This window comes from Streptomyces peucetius, assembly GCF_025854275.1.
GTDB lineage: Bacteria > Actinomycetota > Actinomycetes > Streptomycetales > Streptomycetaceae > Streptomyces > Streptomyces peucetius_A.
The window spans coordinates 7527813-7544404 of the sequence record NZ_CP107567.1 but is presented as its reverse complement, the minus strand read 5'-3'; the positions used below and the strand labels follow the sequence as shown (position 1 = coordinate 7544404).

Sequence of the window (16592 nt, the reverse complement as noted above, 5' to 3'; positions counted from 1 at the left end):
GGCGCCGGCGGTCACGCGTACGCCCATCGGAGCGGTCTGCCGGCTGCCGGGCGCCCACAATGCAGCGCGCCGCGTACAGCACCGGCGGCTGTCCGGTGCGTCGGATCAGCGGACCCGGGTGCGGGTCGTGGGCCTGGCCAGCAGGGTGCCCAGGGCGACCATGCCGATGCCGAGGGCGAAGTGCAGCCAGTTGTCGGCGGCGTTGAGCGGAACGAAGCCGTACTCGCCCTCTACACGGACGGTCTCGTCGAAGCCGGCGGCCTCGATGTGGACGCGGGCACCGCCACGCTGTGCCACTCGCTGGCGGCCGGGGCAGCGAGCCTTGAAGGCGCTTGCGACACCGTGATCGACGCCCTGCTTCCCGACCGCCCCGCCGACGACGTTGCCCTCCTGCTGGCCCGCACCCGTGCCCTGGACGCCGAGCAGGTGGCAGTCTGGGACCTGCTCGCCGACCCGGCGCTGGTCGCGGACGCCAGGCGACACGCCACCGAGCAGCTGACCCGCTGGGGGCTGGACGAGGCGGCCTTCGTCACCGAACTCGTCGTCAGCGAACTGGTCACCAACGCCATCCGCTACGGGGGCGCCCCCATCCAACTGAGGCTCATCCGGGACCGGGCCCTGATCTGCGAGGTCTCCGACGCGAGCAGCACCGCACCCCATATGCGCCGGGCCCGCACCTTCGACGAGGGCGGCCGTGGCCTCCTGCTGGTCGCCCAGCTCACCGACCGCTGGGGCACCCGTCCGAGCGGCAGCGGAAAGATCATCTGGGCCGAGCAGACACTGGACAGGATGGCCCCGGCGGGGATCCCGATCGCTGCCTGACAGCCACGGCTCGTCGACCGTTCCCCGGAAGCTGAGAACTACGTGAGCGCGGAGTTGTGGGGCAGGCTCAATACCGAGTCCGTGTGGAGCGTGATGCGCACCGGTGCGAAGGTGGTGGCGTCCACCGGCGAGTCCCCGGTGCCGGGATTGCGGGCGAAGCGCGGATGGGCGCCTCCGCTGATCTGCCAACGTATGCGGTGACCGACGGCGAAGCGATGGGCGGCGGAGCTCATCGACACGGTGACCTGCGAGGGCGCTTGTCCCGTCGTCCGGAGCCGGCCCAGCCCGTCGCACACGTTGACGGAGCGACCTCGGGCGTCCACGTCGCACAAGCGGGTGAAGACGTCCGCGTGCCCGGTGTCCGTGGAGATGCTCAGCCGTGCGGAGACCGGGCCCAGGATGTCCACGGGTTCGGTCAGCGGGGGTCCGGTGAACATCAGGACGTCGCCCCGGGCCTCCAGGCTCCTGTTGTCCTGGGGACCCGCGGTGCGGGAGAGCAGCGGTCCGCCGAGGGACGGGGTGGGGTCGGCCGGGTCATAGCGGAACGACGTCAGGGGTGCGGAGTCCATGGGGGCCCGCTGGGTGAGATGCCCGTCCGGGACGGGATACCACGACGTGGCAGCAGGGGCCGACGGCCAGTCGGCGAGGTCGCGCCAGGCGTTCTCGCCGCCGATGTGCACGCGCACCTCGGTGGGACGCAAACCGGAGGGGTCGGCGCACAGATGGGCGCGCAGCCAGGCGAGGCTTTCGGCGAACACCTCGGGCCATCCCTGCTGCAGGGCGGAGGTGTGGGTCCAGGGACCGACGAGCAGGGCGGTCTCACAACCGGCCCGACGCAGCCGGTCGTACTGCTCGAAGGTCTGGTCGGCCAGCGCGTCGTGCCACCCGGTGATCAGACTCGTGGGCACACGGAGCCGCTCCGCCGACTCGGCCGACGACGCGCCGTGCCAGTACGCGTCCTGGGCGTCCGCGTGTGTCATCACGTCGTCCAGCCAGGGCACTTCGCCCCCGAGGGCCGACACGTAAGCCCCGCGCAGCGGCTGCGCCGTGGTGACGTCGCGCAGGCGGCGCCGCAGGCGCAGCGCAGCCCTCAGGAACGGCACCATGCCCTGGTGCTGATAGGTCATGCCCACGCCGACGGCGAGGGCGTTCTCCAGGCGCAGCGCACCGTCCGCGTGGAACAGGGCGTAGGGATCGTGCAGGCCCACCTGCACCACCATCGCCTTCAGTTCCGGCGGCGGGTCAAGAGCGAGGGCCCATTGCACGTAGCCCAGGTAACTGGGGCCGACGGTCCCCAGTGTTCCGTTGAACCAGGGTTGCTCGCGCAGCCACGACAAGGTGGCCCGGCCGTCGGCGGCCTCGTTGCGCCACAGGTCGAATGTCCCGCCCGAACCGCCGGTGCCGCGGCAACTCTGGAGGATCACGTGGAAGCCCTGTTCGGCGAAGAGCAGGCCGTACTGGGGCGACCACGGCAGGCCCCGGCCGTAGGGCGAGCGGACCATGAGAGTCGGGAAGTCACCCTCCGCACGCGGGAAGTAGTGATCGGTGATCAACGAGCTGCCGTCGGCGGCCGGCACCACCAGCCCCGGCTCCCAGCCGACCTGATGCCGTTTCGCCGGCAGACCTCGCCAGGCCGCCCTCATCATCCGTGAGGACAGCGGCGGCTTTCGGGTGGGCGGCTCCCAGGCCGGCCTGACCACAGCGCCGGGCGTGCGTGATGACATCGTTCCCCTCCTCTATTACGTACGTTGTACGAGAATAGAGGATGCTTGGATGACCTTCGCAGGAGCAGCCTCGAAAACCACGGGAAGGAACACGAGACCGTGCCTCATGACGAGGGGGCCGGCGCGGCGGGCGTCGACTTCGAACAGCTCTGGCTGCGTCCCACCGAGCCCCGAAGGGGCCGCAGGCCCTCCTTCAGCCGGGAGGCGATCACCGCGGCAGCCGTCAGTCTGGCGGACGCGGAAGGGCTCGAAGCGGTCACCATGCGGCGTGTGGCCGCTCAAGTCGGAGCCGGAGTCATGTCGCTCTACAGCTACGCCCCTGACAAGGAGACGCTGCTGGAGCTGATGGTCGACCACGTCAGCGGCGAACTGACCTTCACGGATCCACCCAGTGGCGAGTGGCGTGCTGATCTGAAGAGCGTCGCCCACCTGCAGCGCGCCCACATGCTGCGCCACCCCTGGCTGCCCGCTGCCTTGTCCACCCGTCGCGTTCCGGGCCCGAACACGCTGGCCTTCCTGGAACGGGTGCTCTCCGTCCTGCGGCCCACCGGGCTGGACGGTGCGGCGAAGCTCGAGGTTTTCGCCCAGCTCACCGCATTCGTGGCCGGGCACGTCGCCCACGAGATTGCGCAGGCCGCAGTCTCACAGTTCCCGGACCGGGCCGCAGCCGAGGCCCGTTACCTCGCCGGTGTCGCCGCCGACGGCTGCCATCCGGAACTCGCCGAAGCCCTTTCCGCCCCCGGACGCACCCTCACCCCCGAAGCCACCTTCACGCGGTTCCTCAACCGCCTGATCGACGGCCTCGACACCGATGCCACGCACCTGTGACCGCGTCCCGCTCGCACCCCGGCGGAATAGACGTCGACCTCTCCGAGGCTCTGGCCACGGTGAAGGCTGCCGTCGGCTCCGTTTTCAGCGGCTGACAACCGGCCACCTGCCGAGAGGGGCCTGCGCGGGCAGCCCGCGGACCGCAGCAGGGCGGTCGGCGGGCTGCCGTCGAGGACGCCGCCTGGATTCAGCGGTTCAGAACTCGCTTCCGGAATGCTCGGACGAACGCGCCGTCGACGGACCCTTGGCCTGCTGATCAGTTCGGCGCTGGTAGCGGTGGGCCTCGGACGCCTTGGAACGGCCGGGTGGTTGGGGCGAGCGTCCTGAGCTGTCCCCGAAATGTTCCCGAAGGGCGGGGTGTCACTTGCCCTGCAGTGGTTCGTGCTCGCACACGCGCCCGGGGGCAGGGACTTCGCCGTCGAGGAGATAGGCGTTGACCACGCCCTGGACACAGGTGTTCCCCGAGTTGTAGGCACCGTGGCCCTCGCCCTTGTAGGTGAGTTCGACGCCGACACCCTTGCCGAGCTGCGCGGCCATTCGGGCGGCACCCTCGTACGGAGTGGCGGGGTCGCCGGTGTTGCCGACGAGCAGGACGGGTGGCGCGCCGGGCGCCCGCACGTCGGGATGTTCGGCCTTGCCGGGCACCGGCCAGCCGGTGCATTCCAGCGCACCCCACACCATGGTGTCGCCGAAGACCGGTGATGCTGCTTCGAACCGCGGGGCCGCCTCCAATAGTTCGTCCACGGTGTAGCGGTCGCTGCGGTCGGCACAGGTGATGGCGGTCTGGGCGTCCTCCTGGTTGCTGTCGGCCGTGCCGCGGCGGGCGCCCAAGGCGTCGGCGAGGTTCAGCATGGTCCCGCCGTTGCCGTCGGCAGCCTGTTCCAGCCCCACCTCGAGGGCGGGCCAGGCCGTCTCCAGGCAGAGGGCCTGGATGACCGCCTCGAGGAGGAGGGAACCGGTGAGCATCCGGTCGCCGTCGACGGCCAGTGGACGGTCGTCCAGTTCCGCCTCCAGCTCCATGACGACTGTCTCCACCTCGTCGGCGCTGTCCCCCACCGAGCATCCCGTCCGGACGCACCACGCGGCGAAGTGATCGAAGGCGAGCTGGAATCCCGCGGCCTGCGCCAGCCCCTCCTCCAGTTGGTCGAGCGTGGGGTCCACGACACCGTCCAGGACGGCACGGCCTACCTTGCGGGGGAACAGGTGAGCGTAGACGCCGCCGAGTTCGGTGCCGTAGGAGATGCCGAAGTAGTGCAGCTTGTCGTCGCGCAGCAGGTGCCGCATCAGGTCCATGTCGCGGGCCGCGTCCTCGGTGCCCACATGCGCAAGGAGGCGGCCCGATTCCCGCTCGCAGGCCGCCGCGTACTCCTGTTTGCTCTTCAGAAGGGCTTCCACTTCGTCGGTGCCGTCGTCCGGGGTGTCGTCCTGCTCGGACATGTCCTCCGCCGCCTCGGCGTCCAGACACCTGACTCCGTTGCTGTTGCCGACACCGCGCGGGTCGAAACTGACCAGGTCGTAGCGGTCACGGAGCCTTTCGTAAGCGGTGGCGAGGGCGGGCAATGTGGCGACTCCGGACTCCCCGGGGCCGCCGAAGTTGAACAGCAGCGAACCGATCCGCTCCGTGGCGTCTGCACTGGAGCGGGCGCGGATCAGGGCGATGTCGATCGTCTCGCCCCCGGGCTTGTCCCAGTCCAGCGGCGCGTGCATGGTTGTGCACTGCCATCGCGTGCCGTCCGGCAACGGCTCGGGCGGCTCTCCTCCGCCCTGGAGGGGGGACGGGGCAGGGCAGTCCTTCCAGCCCAGGGACTGCGCCCATATCCGCCCACGGTCGTTCTCCGGACCGCCGCGCTCGGCTGCGCCACCGGAACCGCCCTCACCGGGCGGGCCGCAGGCGGACAAGGACACGGAGAGCAGAACGGCGCTCGAGAGCAGGGCAGCAGCGGCTCTCGCGGGTCTTGTCTGCATGCGCCCAGCCTCCGGCCGGCCGGTCCACGGCGCACGGTCTCACATCCATCCGGGGTAACCGGCACGGCCAGGACCAGCGGAGTTGCGGGGTGCGCCAGGTGGCCCCTCCACCGATACAACGCCCCCCGAACGTACAACCGACCTCAGGCGCCGGAAAGCCGGCTTCGGACTGCCGACTGCCGACTGACCCGAGAGGACGGCGCGGGCCTCCGGAGCCTGAGGCGGCTGGAGTCCTGTCCGGCCGGCCGTCGCGTCGCCCCCGTCGGTCAGACGCGTGGGCCGAGGAACGGGCCACCGCTCGCGTCGACGACCTGAGACCGGTGATCCAGCGGGCGGCGTCGGAGGCGCGGAAGTGCTCGGCTCTGCCACTCATGACATCGGTGGGAGACGGCGGCGGCCGGCGAGCCGAGCCGCGATCCGTTCGACGGTCCAGCGGTGGCGGCCCATTCGCTGCCGGCACACGACCGCAGCACAACTGCAGCGGGAATGAGGCGCCTTCACACGCTGAGATCTGCGTACTCTCCTCGTGGCCTATGGGCACGGCGACAGGAAGGACGCGGGGGATGAGCGGAAACGGGGGCGGGAGCCCTTCGGCCTCTACGGCATCGCGCAGTCGCTCGTGCACGCCTTCCGGACGGCAGACCTCCACGAGACGATTCCACCGCTGCTCGCAGCGCTGCTCGTTTGGGAGGTCGCCCTCTTCGACGTATTCCGGGGCACCTACGACAGTGTGCCGTTCGGGGTGCGGGTGGCCTTCACCCTGGGAGCGCCGCTGTCCGTCACCGCCGTGTCGATGTGGGAGCTGCGGCGGCTGCGCACGCGGCACGGCATCACCCTGCGTGCAGCACTGCTTCGTTGAACCGCCGCGGCCGGGGCTGCCCTTCGGACCGGCTGCTCCTGGCCGCCGTCCGCCCCGTACCTGCGCCTGATCCCCACGACCGCGGCCCGTGGCGGGCCGGCCGCCTTTGCTGCCGCGCCGTTTGCGGTTGGCCCGCTGGTCCTTCGGCTCTGGGATGGTGTGCTCGATCTGGCGTCTCCGCAGGTAGCGGCGGTTGCGGCGTCAGCTGTATGCCTTAACGAGGCAGCAACCCGGCAGGATCGGGCAGTGCGTTGAGAGAAGGCTCTCCCTCTTCTGGTCTGAACGCCGACTGCGGTGATCGTCGCCTTTGCGCGCCGTCGTTACCGTCAGGGTTGCCGTAACTGACAGATCACCGACAGAGGTGCCACCGTCCAGGCGGGAGTGCTCACAGAACCTTTGGCCACGGGTATTCTCTGGCGATGTCGAATCAATCAGTGGCGGCGGGAGTCAGTCTCGCTGGTGTGATGGCGCACTGCGGCGGAAGCCTGGTGGGCGCGGTGGAGCTTCTGGTGGGGGCAATAGCCTCGGCACCGGCGGCTCCGGAGCCCTATGCGGCCCTCGCCGAATTGTGGCAGGACCGACACTCGGAACTGAAGGAGAGCCTCGAAGAGGACGGCTCCTTGAGCGCTGTGCCGGCGCAGGCGTACTTCTTGTTCCTTGAAGGGAACATGGATGACGCGGTGATGGCCCTTGGTTCGGTCACCGGTGTGCGGCCCAACGTGGCATGGGGCGCTGCGCCCTGGTTCGGCGATGCGCGCTTTCTCGACGCGGTGAGTGCCGAGGCGCTGGCCGAGGCGTGTCTGCGTACGTTGGACTACGGCCACGACCTGGACACCGACGAGATGCGGGAGCGGTTCGCGCCCTGGTTCCATGCCCTCGACGTGGTGTCAGAACGGAATCCCGAACCGGAGTCGCTGGCCGCCATGGCCCGGCTGCCACGGGCCTGCGGCCGGTACGAACTGTCCTTCGCTCTATGCGACCGCGCCGATGCCATCAGTCGGGTCATGTGGACCGCAGTCGCACGAGCGACCACCTGGCGCGTGATGGGCGACCTGGATCAGGCTGCTGCGGCCTTCGAATCCGCCTTGCTCCTGGACTCCGCCAACTGGTCGCTCTACCTGGACCTAGCGGACGTGCGTGCCGAGCAGGGCGACTTCGCCGCAGCCGCGAGCCTCGTCGAACAGGGCCTGGAATACGAACCTCACGAAGTCTCCCTGCGCGCGGCGGGCGCCGCCTACCGCACACGCGTTTCCGGCTCGTCCGACGACTTGAGGGCCCTGATCGCCCTGGCGCCGGAGCTCGCGAACACGACCTACCGGAACCTGCTGATCGACTACGCATGTGCAGGGCCGAAGCTGCCTCGAAGACTCGTTGCCAAGGCCCACCGCATCCGTAAGAACTGAGAGGGCTGTCGTGCCAACCGGGCGTTCCCGACCCACCGCTTACATGACGGGGCGATTGGAAGATGCGTACTCATCCGCGATGTTGAAGACGCTGGCACAGCGCGGGCACTCCGCCTGGCCGAAGAGATGGGCGATCCCGTCGGCGAGCGCGGCTTCCGCATCACGGACGGCAGTCTCATGCATCCATCGACCGGTGCTGGAGAGGCCCTCGGGGGACATCGGCCTCAGGTCGCATCGGTCCACGTCGCCCAGGTGCCAGTCCCGAATCGCTGAATAGCGCCCGTAGCTGCCGATGGCGATCGTCACCTCCACATCGCAGTGAGGGCAGGCGACCTGGTAGAAGTCGTCGGAGAAGTCCCCCAGGGCCGCACTCCAGTGGTACTGCTCCTCGACCGCGAGCAAGTCGAGGAAGGTCGCGAGGTAGTCGTCCGGCCGCGAACGCAGGTGCCGGTCCAGCATGTCACGAAACTCCGCGATCGCGTCGGCACAGCCCGCCAGCAGATCGTCGCAGCCATGACCCCCTGCTGCACAGCGCACGATCGTCCCGGCCAGCCCACGCGCCCGCGTGCTCCGCGACGCGAGACGCACCAGACGCGGCAGTGCGGCGAAACTGGCGGGGAACACCAAGTCGCACTCGAGGACAAGCCGGTGACTCAGCTCGTCCCACGCCTCTGTGTCCTCCCCGCGCTCGACCCGCGCCAGGAGCTCGGGGACACGATCGACGTCCCCGCGGCAGTCGTACATCCGTGCCCAGTTCACCACCCGCGCATTCAACCACCCTGAGGCTGCCGCGGATGACTCCGCAACATTGAACGCCCTCTGCACGGCTCATCGGACAGTACCTGAACCATCGTCAGGAGACGATCAGTCGGTCCCTACGTGGTCGACCTTCCGGTCGGCCTGGGCCCGCGTCGCGGCAGCCGGCCGCTGCGCAGCAGGATGAGGACGCGTCGGCGTTGTCAGTGGGGCGCGGTAGCTTCGCTTTCGTTCGAGAGATTGAGCGAGAGGGGCGGATGCGTGGGTGCCGAGCGTTTGAGGGTCGTTCTGGTCGATGTCAACGACGAGGTGGTGACGGCCTGGCGTTCCGCGTTCGCGGACACGCCCGAGGTCGAGATCCGGCGGGGCTCTGTTCTCAATGTGGATGCCGACGCGTGGGTGTCCCCCACCAATGCGCGGGGCCGGATGGACGGTGGGGTCGACGCCGTCGTCAAGCGGCACCTCGGTGCCGGTGTCCAGGTGCGGGTGCAACGGGCGATCCGCGATCGCTTCGGCGGGAGTCTGCCGGTGGGCAGCGCGGTGTGTGTTCCGTCCGGGGCGGCCGTACCGCGGTATTTGATCTCGACGCCGACCATGCGGCAGTCCTCGCAGAACATCAGCGAGACCATGAATGTGGCGCTGGCGTGCGCGGCCGCGTTCCAGGCAGTGCATCTGCAGAACCGGGCGAAGCCCGCCAGCATCCGGTCGGTGGCGCTCGTGGGCATGGGCGCGCAGACAGGGCGGGTGCCCGCGCCGGTGTGCGCGAATCTGATGTGGACGGGTTACACCCTGTTCCAGGATCACACGTTCGGGGACTACGACGAGTTGCGGGCCGCGGTGTTGGGGCAGCTCGATGACATCGAAGGAGCTGGGTCCGCGCGGCGGGTGCGGATCAACGTGCCGGAGCGGCCTTCCTTTCGTCGCTGACACGAACACTGCGCAGGCCGGCACCGCCCAGGGCGGGGATGCCGGCGACGGCCTTGTCGAATCCATGCAGCATGCCGGCGGGCCCGAGGGGGCGTCCGGTTCGAGTCCTGGGAGTTCTGCCCTCGTGAGTGATGTCGACGTTCCGGCCGCGGGCGAGGCGGGTTCCTCGGCCGGGGACCCGTTGGGGCTGGCCGAGCTGTTCACCGGTGGTGGTGAGCCGTGGCTTCCGTTGTTGGGTCCGGTGATCGAGGCGCAGCCGGGTGCTGCTGATTTCATCGGTCAGAAGCGCAGTCCGGAGGTGGTTCCGGTGCGGGAGTTGACGTTCCAGGCGCTGAAGCCGCATCCCCCGCAGAAGTGGAAGGTGGTCGTCTTCGGACAGAACCCGTATCCGCGGGCGGAGAGCGCGACCGGCATCGCGATGTTCGACAACACCTTCGGTGACTGGAAGGACAGTCAGTTCGGTCGGGTGGTCAGCATTCGCTGCATCATCAAGGCGGCCGCGATGTGGAAGTACGGCATCGCCAAGAAGACGCCGATCGCGGATGTCCGGGCCTTGTTGAAGAAGGAAGACACGGTTCCGCCGCCGGAGTGGTTCCAGGCGATGCTCACCCAAGGTGTGCTGCTGCTGAACGCTTCCCTCACGGCGAGTGCGGACGGGGCGATGCCGACCGATCGGCACACGTCGTTCTGGCGGCCCGTGGCCGAGCAGATCGTCGAGGAGATCCTTCGGGCGAAGCAGGATGCCGAAGAGGGGGATCGGGGTGTCGTGTTCGCCTGGTGGGGCGCGCACGCTCGGAGCCTGAAGAGGGTCGTCCAGCGACTGGAGAAGAAGTACCCGGGGGTCGAAGTCCGGCATCTTGACCACCCGAACCCGGCGGCGCAGGGGGACATCTTCTGCGAGGGCGACCACTTCGCTCTGGTCAACGATGCCCTGGCGGCAGTGGGGGCCGAACCGATCGACTGGTTGCCGCGGAAGGGCTGGGACCGGGAGACGGCGGGGGTCGGCGGGTCGGAGGGTGGTGGTGTCGCGGAGCGGATGGGGGCGTTCATCGCGTCGACGATGGAGCTGCACCAGCTGTACCTGGAGCGGCTCACCAGCGTCAAGGACGAGGGGCTGGTCCTGCCGCCCATCACCGGGGTGTTCGACACACCGGTGGTGGATTTCCGAAAGGCCGTCGAGCCGGTGTCTCGCGTACTCAAGCATCTGGATCATTACATCGAGCGGTCGAGCCGGTTCGGGGAGGCCAAGGTCGCGGAGGCGGAGGCCGGGAGGCGGCTGCCCGAGGAGAAGGTGTCCGGGGAAGAGCTGTCCGCCGACGCGATCTCGGCGCTGTACCTGTACACGTGCGAGTCGGCGTTCTACCGCGAGATCAACGCCGTGCTCCGTTCTCCTGACCGGGAGCGGTTGGTGCCGTACCTGCCGTACTTGCGGTTGCTGTTCTCGGCGGTGGCGGCGTTGCCGGCGCAGACGCAGCCGTTGTGGCGTGGTGTGGCACTGGACCTGCGGTCCCAGTATCCGGTGGGGCGGACGGTGACATGGTGGGGTGTGTCCTCATGCACGTCCGAGTTGGGCGTGGCTCGGGCGTTCCTCGGAAACCGCGGCAGGCGCACCATGTTCGAGGTGACGCCGGCGCGGGCGGTGAGGATCCGGCGGTTCTCCGCGTTCACCGGCGAGGAGGAGTACATCCTCGCACCGGGCACGCAGCTGAAGGTGACGGAGGTGAAGGCCGAGCGTGGGGGGCTGTGCACCGTGCGACTGACCGAGCTGGAGGGTCAGGGACTGGTGTCCTAGCACTCCAGCAGGATCTTGCTGTCTGACCTGCGGGTTTCGCTGGACCGCTGGAGTGTAGTGGGCTGCGGGGTGGTCAAGGGTGGCCATCGACAGGCCGCCCCTCGATCGTGCGATACCGCCGCAGGCAATGGCAGCGTGAGGGGCAGCCTCGCGACGTGATCGCCGCGAGTGTTGCTGAGCAGTGGGACGATGCGCCGCGGCTTCAGCGGCAGAGTCGCCTTCGTGACCGGCGCGGGCGCATCGACGTGGCCTGTCAGTAACCACCCCGACCTGCGGGGGCGCATCGAACATCTGCGGGCCCAGGCCCGTCCCCTCCCCGCACCGGTGCCGAGGATGAGCGGCAGATGCTGTTCGACCAGACCACTGGAGCTCTGGACGGACGCGGTGGCCTCGGTTCCCGGCATAGCCCCCGCAGAACACCTCTGACAACGCGACAGCGCCCTTCTCCGGTGCGGCCGGGGAAGGGCGCCGCGGTGTGTTCCCTCCGTGTTCTACGAGTGGTCGAGGATCACGCGCTCCGTCTCGGTGTAGTCGATGCGCGTCTCGGCTCCGGTCGTGTGCGGGTAGCGAACGAAGGCCGAGCCCTCGCCGGAGAACGGGCCGCCCGGGACGTTGACCAGCTGGTCCTTGGGCGAGCCGCCGCGGACGATCAGGGTGTCACCCTGCGGCGGTGCGGCCGTGTTCGGGGGACCCGAGTTGACGGACAGCAGGGCGCTGACCTCTTCCATGGCGGTGATGTCCACCGTGTCCCGGCCGCCGCGCGCGCTTACGCCGATCCGCTCGGTCTGGTCGGTGGTGATCTCGAGGCCCAGCAGACCCTGGACCCGGAGCAGGGTCAGCAGATCCACGGTGCCGAATACCGAGTCGACCCCGGTGGTGCCGACGATGGTGACCTCGTCGTCGCCGCCGTCGGGGTTGACTGCCACGTCGCCCGTGACTCCGGTGAAGTTGAGCACCTGCGCGGAGTTGGACCGGGTCAGCCGCCCGCTGTTGGCGCTGGTCGGGGTGAACGTCAGCGACTCGTCGCCCGCACCACCCTGGATGGCGACCTCGTGGCCGGCCGCGTCCAGGTTTACCACGGGGATGCCGCGGACGCCGACGAAGCCGCCGGGGATGCCCGGGTAGCCGGTCACGGTGTTCTGGTCGACGTCGAGGACGAGGTCCTGCGTGGCGCCCGTGAGCGTGAGCGACTGGTTGGCGATGGTCGCCGCGAGGGAGGGTGACGGGGCGCTGACGTTGCCCGCGAGGTCCTCGAGCCGCACGGCGAAGTCATACGTTCCGTCGTCGAGCGGATCGCTTACGACCTCGTACCCACCGGCCGAGGTGACGGTGTCCTTCCCGACCACGGTCGGCCCGGTGGCGGACGGCGGGTCGGCCGTCAGCCGCACCAACGCGTTTGGTTCGACCGGCGAGCCCTGGAAGGCGGGCTCGGTGATGGTCGTGATGTTGTCGATGCTGTTGCCGCCGGTGTCGCTCGACGACAGCAGGTCCGGGGCCGCGGCCGGTGCGGCCGGTGCGGTCGTGTCGAGCGTGATCCCCAGCCGGTGCGCGCTCTCCGGGCCCGAGCCGACGACGTGGGCGGTGCCGGGGACGGCCGGGTCGTCGGACGGGTCGACGATGATTACCTCGGCGGTGATCAGGTTCTCCCCCTCCGTCAGGACGGGGTCCAGGTCGGTTGCGTACAGCCCCGGCTTGGTGACCGGGTTCACGGGCTGTGCGAAGCCGACGCGCTCGCCGTCGCGCTCCACGGCCACCTTGAAGCCCGGGCCGTCGTCCACGAGGGTGGACGTGCCGTTCTCCGGCGACAGCGGGATGTTTGCGGCCCGCAGGTCCGCGTCGTCGACCCGGAGGAAGATCTCCGGCCCGGTGGTGCTGGTGACGTCGTCGTTGTCGAACCGGCCCGAGTCGGACTCGCGCTTGAGGTCGAGGCCGAAGGGTTCGGGGGCCTCTCGGTTGACGAGGGAGAGGTCGTACGTAGCCTGCGGTGGGTCGGTCGGCGAGGCGTCACCCGGCTTTGTCGGGTCGGTGATGCCGCTGTCGCTGACCACGATGAAGTACGGCTCGTCCTCGACGACCGGGATTGCGAGCCTGCTGGTCGAGCTGCCCGGCCTCATCGTCGCCACCGTGCCTGTCGAGACCTTGTTGCCGAACTTGTCGTACGCGCGGACCTGGAGCCCGGAGATCACTTCGTTGAAGGCGATGTCGGCGGCAAGGTGCCCGGTGTGGCGGGGTACGACCCGGAAGAAGTCGACGTCGGTCGCACTGTGCAGACTGAGCCGGCCCCCGTTGAACCGGTCGTCGGAGCCGAGCGCTGCGGCGACGGCCGTGTCGATGGACTCGTTCGGTTCGAACGTGTCGGGAAAGGCCCCCAGCAGCGAGAACGTGTCGTAGTACGTGGTCTGGTTTCCGGCGGCCGGGTTGCCGCCGGTCGGCGGGGTGGCGTTGCCGGTCCAGGTCGCGTAGCCGATGCCGTCGACCGTCCACACACCGTTGTACTCGCCGATGCGCAAGGTCTGCTCGGGGTCGGCCGGCCGGGCGGGGCAGGTCGGCCCGAAGCGGCACCGGGCGTTGAGGTCGGGGTCGAACGGGGCGTCGCTGATCCTGAAGTCCTGTGACCAGGTCAGTCCGCCGTCCCGGCTCGTCGTGCCGTAGACCTCGAGCAGGAAGTTGTCGTTCCCGTTCGGCCCGGTGCCGCCGTTCCGCTCGCCGCTGCGGTTGTCGTACCAGTGGGCGACGAGGTTCCCGTCCTGGTCGAGGTGCGCGGTGGGCATCACCGCGAGGGTCTGGCCCGGTCCGTGGTCGACCCTGGTGGGCGGGCCGAAGGAGACGCCGTTGTCCGTGGAGCGGGCGATGCGGACGTCACCGTCGTCGCCGTTCCCGAAGTTGTCGTTGGGGTCGTCGTTGGCGACGACGTATACGTTGCCCGGCCGGGCCGGGTCGGGCAGCACCCACGGCTGCATGGAGCCCTGGAGCCAGAAGTCGGTCCCCGGGATCTCACCGCCCGAGTTGTCCTGCACGTTGCAGGAGACGCTCGCCTGTCCGGGCCCGAACGCGGAGGTTCGCTGCGGAACGGTACCGGCGGCGAAGTCGGCCCCGCCGGAGCCGTCGCGGAGGAGCTGTACTGTGCCCGCCCCGGGCGCCCCGTCGGTCCCCTCGTCGCAGATGTCGGCGTGATAGGCGACGTAAAGGTCGCCATTCGGACCGACAGCCGCGTGGGAGGGCCAGGAGTTCCCGTCGCCGGCCGTGGAGAGGACTTGCGGAGCCGACCAGTTCGTGGCGCCGCTCTCCAAGCGGGAGAACTGGATCTCCCACGGTGTGCCGAGGTCCGACCAGACGACGTAGAGGTTGTCCCGGTAGGGGCTGGTGGGGTTGGCATCGGCCACCAGCCACTGCTTGTCCTGGTTGTTCGGGCTGTTCGCGCTCACCTGGACGGGTGTGTAGGTCTGGTTCCCCGTCGTCGTCAGGTCGTTGATCTGGCCGACCCCCACTCCGAACCGGTTGGGGGTGGTGTTGAAGCTGGTCGAGAGATGCGTGACGAACAGGCGCCCCTGTGAGTCGAAGGCGAGGGACGGGTCCCCCGAGCACGGGAGGGTCGACGTCCGCGTGATCGGGAAGCCGTCCTTGCCGAAGTTGTTGTCGATACGGACGGTGCATCCCCGCATGACGGCGACCTGCGATGGTTTGCGCGGATTTGCAGTGGCGTTGTGCGGCTCGAAGCCGGTCTCGAGCGCTTGGTCCTGACCTGCCCACGCGGGGGCGGGTCCGACGAAGACAAGCGCCTGCAGAACGAGGAGAATGCTGCTGACGATGGTGAGGGCACGCCGTCGCCTTCGGTTGTTCAACATGCGTCCCCCCGTCTGGCTCTGCTCATACCTCTCCTTCCGGTCCAGCGATTGGCGGGCGGTGCTGATCCCCCGCAGACAATGGCAGCCCGGCGCCGCTACCCCCCGGGGGTTCTGGGGACGGGTCACCGGAATTCACCAAGATCACCGACAGAACCACCCGTCCGGAGCAGACGCCCAGCGGGAAGGGAGGAGGCGAGCGGCATCGGGGGCGCATGCCGGCGCCGGCCGGTCCGTACGGATCAGCTGCTCCCGGAAAACGGGTTGCGCGCGCATCAGAGCGTCAACGAATGAAGACCATCGGCCTGATCGGCGGCATGACTGGGAACCCAGCGCCGAGTACTACCGGCTCCTCAACGAGCTCGTACGGGAGCAGGCCCGCGGGCCGCACTCCGCCAAGTGCGTATGGCACTCCGTCGACTTTGCGAAGATCGAACAGCCCCAGGTCCCGGTGAGTGGGAGAAGGTCGCGGATCAGAAAGGTCTCGGCAAGGAGCACCTCGCGACTACCCGCAAGACCGTCACCGGCCTCGCCGACCGACTCCCGGCCGTCCCATGGACCTGCCCGAGCACCCGCACTACCCCTGCATTCTCGCCGTCCTCAACCAGGCGACCGGGCCGCTGCGGCCCAAGGACGTCTGTGAAGCCCTCAGTCACGAACTGCTGCCCAAGGACGTCGAAGGCAGCCGCGCCAAGCTGAAACACGCCGTCCGGGCCAGCACGACCAGGTCGTCCCGGCTGTAACGGGCGCGCACGTCGTCGTCCCATCTTGCGGTGGCCGCCCGCAGCGGCTCGACGGCCTCCGCGAGTCGGCCCAGCCGGTGCAGGACGAGTCCGTAGTACCCGGCGGTCCGTACGCAGTGTCGCCGCCCTGCTCCCGGGCCAGGCGCAGAAACGGCTCCGCCTCGGCGTACGCGCCGCGCTGAGCCTTCCGTTTGCCCGCGGAGCATGGTGTTCAGCGGTGACCCGTCGTCGGCCGCGCGCACATACCAGCGCTCGGCCTCCTGGCAGTACCGGTGGTATTCGGATAGCCAGCCCATCTGGTTGCACGCGTCGTGGTGCCGCGCCTCGGCCGCCCTCCGGTACCAGTGGTCGCGGAACGTGCGCCTGCGCAGCGACCCGTAGAGCTCCGCGAGTCGTACGCGGCCTCCGGGTCGCCGGCCGGCGCGGCGGGTTCGATCCACCGGACCAGGTGGCGGTCGCCCGCGCCAGCCCAGTCGCCGAGGATCTTCCCGTACGCGTACGCGGCATGGACGTCGCCGGCCTCCGCGCGCTCGCGGAGCTCGGGCAGCCGGCGGAGGTCCTTGCCGGGGGCGATCGTGCCGCCCTCGCGGATCGCGGCGATCTGGTCGAGCTGCGCGACGACGTCCTCGCCGTCTTCCGCGACCTGACGGAACCAGCGTTCGGCCAGGCAGCGTCCTTTCGCGGGAGTCGCCTGGCCTGGCGTGGCCGGCAGCGTTGGGCGATTCGTCCCCGGCGCGGTCCGGCGGGGCCGGGCGCCGCACTGGGTATTGCGGTCGACCGCCGAGCGCGCTGATGACCTGAGCGTGCGAGCACGGCGAGACGGTCGTCCCGTCATGATTGGTGACCGCCCGGGTGGTGTTGGTGCTGGTGCGCACGGAGTCGTGCCCCGGGCGCACGCGGTGAACGGCAGTCTTGAGGGCAGTGTCAGCAT

Annotated in this window: 12 protein-coding genes and 2 pseudogenes; 8 read left to right on the top strand and 6 right to left on the bottom strand. The window is 69.4% G+C overall.

Translation table 11 applies throughout. The features are described from left to right. Positions 1-105 precede the first annotated feature (105 nt). Positions 106-297: a DUF4383 domain-containing protein gene (locus OGH68_RS34045; RefSeq protein ID WP_264250470.1), complete on the bottom strand. Its 192-nt coding sequence runs from the start codon at positions 295-297 to the stop codon at positions 106-108. Between OGH68_RS34045 and OGH68_RS34040 the strand changes: the two are divergent. After that, positions 217-822, top strand: a pseudogene (locus tag OGH68_RS34040) (ATP-binding protein); the annotation flags it as partial. The gene OGH68_RS34045 and the pseudogene OGH68_RS34040 sit on opposite strands and share 81 nt — an antisense overlap. A gap of 38 nt (positions 823-860) precedes the next feature. Here OGH68_RS34040 and OGH68_RS34035 read toward each other — a convergent pair. Continuing rightward, the gene (locus tag OGH68_RS34035) at positions 861-2465 is read right to left on the bottom strand and encodes a CocE/NonD family hydrolase (protein WP_264250420.1); all 1605 of its coding nucleotides are present in this window, start codon (positions 2463-2465) and stop codon (positions 861-863) included. 180 nt (positions 2466-2645) lie between these two features. Between OGH68_RS34035 and OGH68_RS34030 the strand changes: the two genes are divergently transcribed. Next, on the top strand, positions 2646-3374 hold the full coding sequence (locus OGH68_RS34030; RefSeq protein WP_264249348.1) for a TetR/AcrR family transcriptional regulator: 729 nt from the start codon (positions 2646-2648) through the stop codon (positions 3372-3374). A 360-nt stretch (positions 3375-3734) separates the two neighbouring features. Here the strand turns inward: OGH68_RS34030 and OGH68_RS34025 are convergent, their stop codons facing one another. Beyond that, positions 3735-5339 carry an alpha/beta hydrolase gene (locus tag OGH68_RS34025; RefSeq protein ID WP_264249347.1) on the bottom strand — a complete coding sequence of 535 codons (1605 nt, stop codon included), beginning with the start codon at positions 5337-5339 and terminating at the stop codon, positions 3735-3737. Positions 5340-5865: 526 nt separating this feature from the next. On the opposite strand from OGH68_RS34025, the gene OGH68_RS34020 reads away from it, so the two are divergent. After that, complete coding sequence (locus tag OGH68_RS34020; RefSeq protein ID WP_264249346.1) at positions 5866-6198, top strand: hypothetical protein; 333 nt, start codon at positions 5866-5868, stop codon at positions 6196-6198. 93 nt (positions 6199-6291) lie between these two features. Here OGH68_RS34020 and OGH68_RS34015 read toward each other — a convergent pair. Next, positions 6292-6399: pseudogene (locus OGH68_RS34015) on the bottom strand (IS5/IS1182 family transposase); the annotation flags it as partial. A 218-nt stretch (positions 6400-6617) separates the two neighbouring features. On the opposite strand from OGH68_RS34015, the gene OGH68_RS34010 reads away from it, so the two are divergent. Next, a complete protein-coding gene (locus OGH68_RS34010) occupies positions 6618-7601 on the top strand; it encodes a tetratricopeptide repeat protein (protein WP_264249345.1) in 984 nt (327 codons plus the stop codon). 39 nt (positions 7602-7640) lie between these two features. On the opposite strand, the gene OGH68_RS34005 is transcribed toward OGH68_RS34010, so the two are convergent. Beyond that, complete coding sequence (locus OGH68_RS34005) at positions 7641-8363, bottom strand: hypothetical protein (RefSeq protein WP_264249343.1); 723 nt, start codon at positions 8361-8363, stop codon at positions 7641-7643. Between the two features lie 255 nt (positions 8364-8618). Between OGH68_RS34005 and OGH68_RS34000 the strand changes: the two genes are divergently transcribed. Both OGH68_RS34000 and OGH68_RS33995 read left to right on the top strand, forming a co-directional pair. After that, positions 8619-9284, top strand: coding sequence for a macro domain-containing protein (locus tag OGH68_RS34000; RefSeq protein ID WP_264249341.1), 666 nt, complete (start codon positions 8619-8621; stop codon positions 9282-9284). Positions 9285-9408: 124 nt separating this feature from the next. Beyond that, complete coding sequence (locus OGH68_RS33995; RefSeq protein WP_264249340.1) at positions 9409-11076, top strand: ADP-ribosyltransferase domain-containing protein; 1668 nt, start codon at positions 9409-9411, stop codon at positions 11074-11076. A 491-nt stretch (positions 11077-11567) separates the two neighbouring features. Here OGH68_RS33995 and OGH68_RS33990 read toward each other — a convergent pair whose 3' ends face one another. Next, positions 11568-14921 (bottom strand): Ig-like domain-containing protein, encoded by a 3354-nt coding sequence (locus OGH68_RS33990; protein ID WP_264249339.1) that lies wholly within the window; start codon positions 14919-14921, stop codon positions 11568-11570. Positions 14922-15472: 551 nt separating this feature from the next. Here OGH68_RS33990 and OGH68_RS33980 point away from each other — a divergent pair. Together OGH68_RS33980 and OGH68_RS33975 are read left to right on the top strand one after the other, a co-directional pair. Beyond that, the gene (locus tag OGH68_RS33980) at positions 15473-15661 is read left to right on the top strand and encodes a hypothetical protein (RefSeq protein WP_264250469.1); all 189 of its coding nucleotides are present in this window, start codon (positions 15473-15475) and stop codon (positions 15659-15661) included. A gap of 505 nt (positions 15662-16166) precedes the next feature. Next, a complete protein-coding gene (locus tag OGH68_RS33975) occupies positions 16167-16454 on the top strand; it encodes a hypothetical protein (RefSeq protein WP_264249337.1) in 288 nt (95 codons plus the stop codon). Positions 16455-16592: the final 138 nt, after the last annotated feature.

Excerpts from the sequence above, each read along its gene's own strand:
- OGH68_RS34035 (WP_264250420.1), bottom strand. The coding sequence starts at position 2,465 with ATGAGGGCGGCCTGGCGAGGTCTGCCGGCGAAACGGCATCAGGTCGGC.
- OGH68_RS34025 (WP_264249347.1), bottom strand. The coding sequence starts at position 5,339 with ATGCAGACAAGACCCGCGAGAGCCGCTGCTGCCCTGCTCTCGAGCGCC.
- OGH68_RS34010 (WP_264249345.1), top strand. The coding sequence starts at position 6,618 with ATGTCGAATCAATCAGTGGCGGCGGGAGTCAGTCTCGCTGGTGTGATG.
- OGH68_RS33990 (WP_264249339.1), bottom strand. The coding sequence starts at position 14,921 with ATGTTGAACAACCGAAGGCGACGGCGTGCCCTCACCATCGTCAGCAGC.
- OGH68_RS33980 (WP_264250469.1), top strand. The coding sequence starts at position 15,473 with ATGGACCTGCCCGAGCACCCGCACTACCCCTGCATTCTCGCCGTCCTC.
- OGH68_RS33975 (WP_264249337.1), top strand. The coding sequence starts at position 16,167 with ATGGACGTCGCCGGCCTCCGCGCGCTCGCGGAGCTCGGGCAGCCGGCG.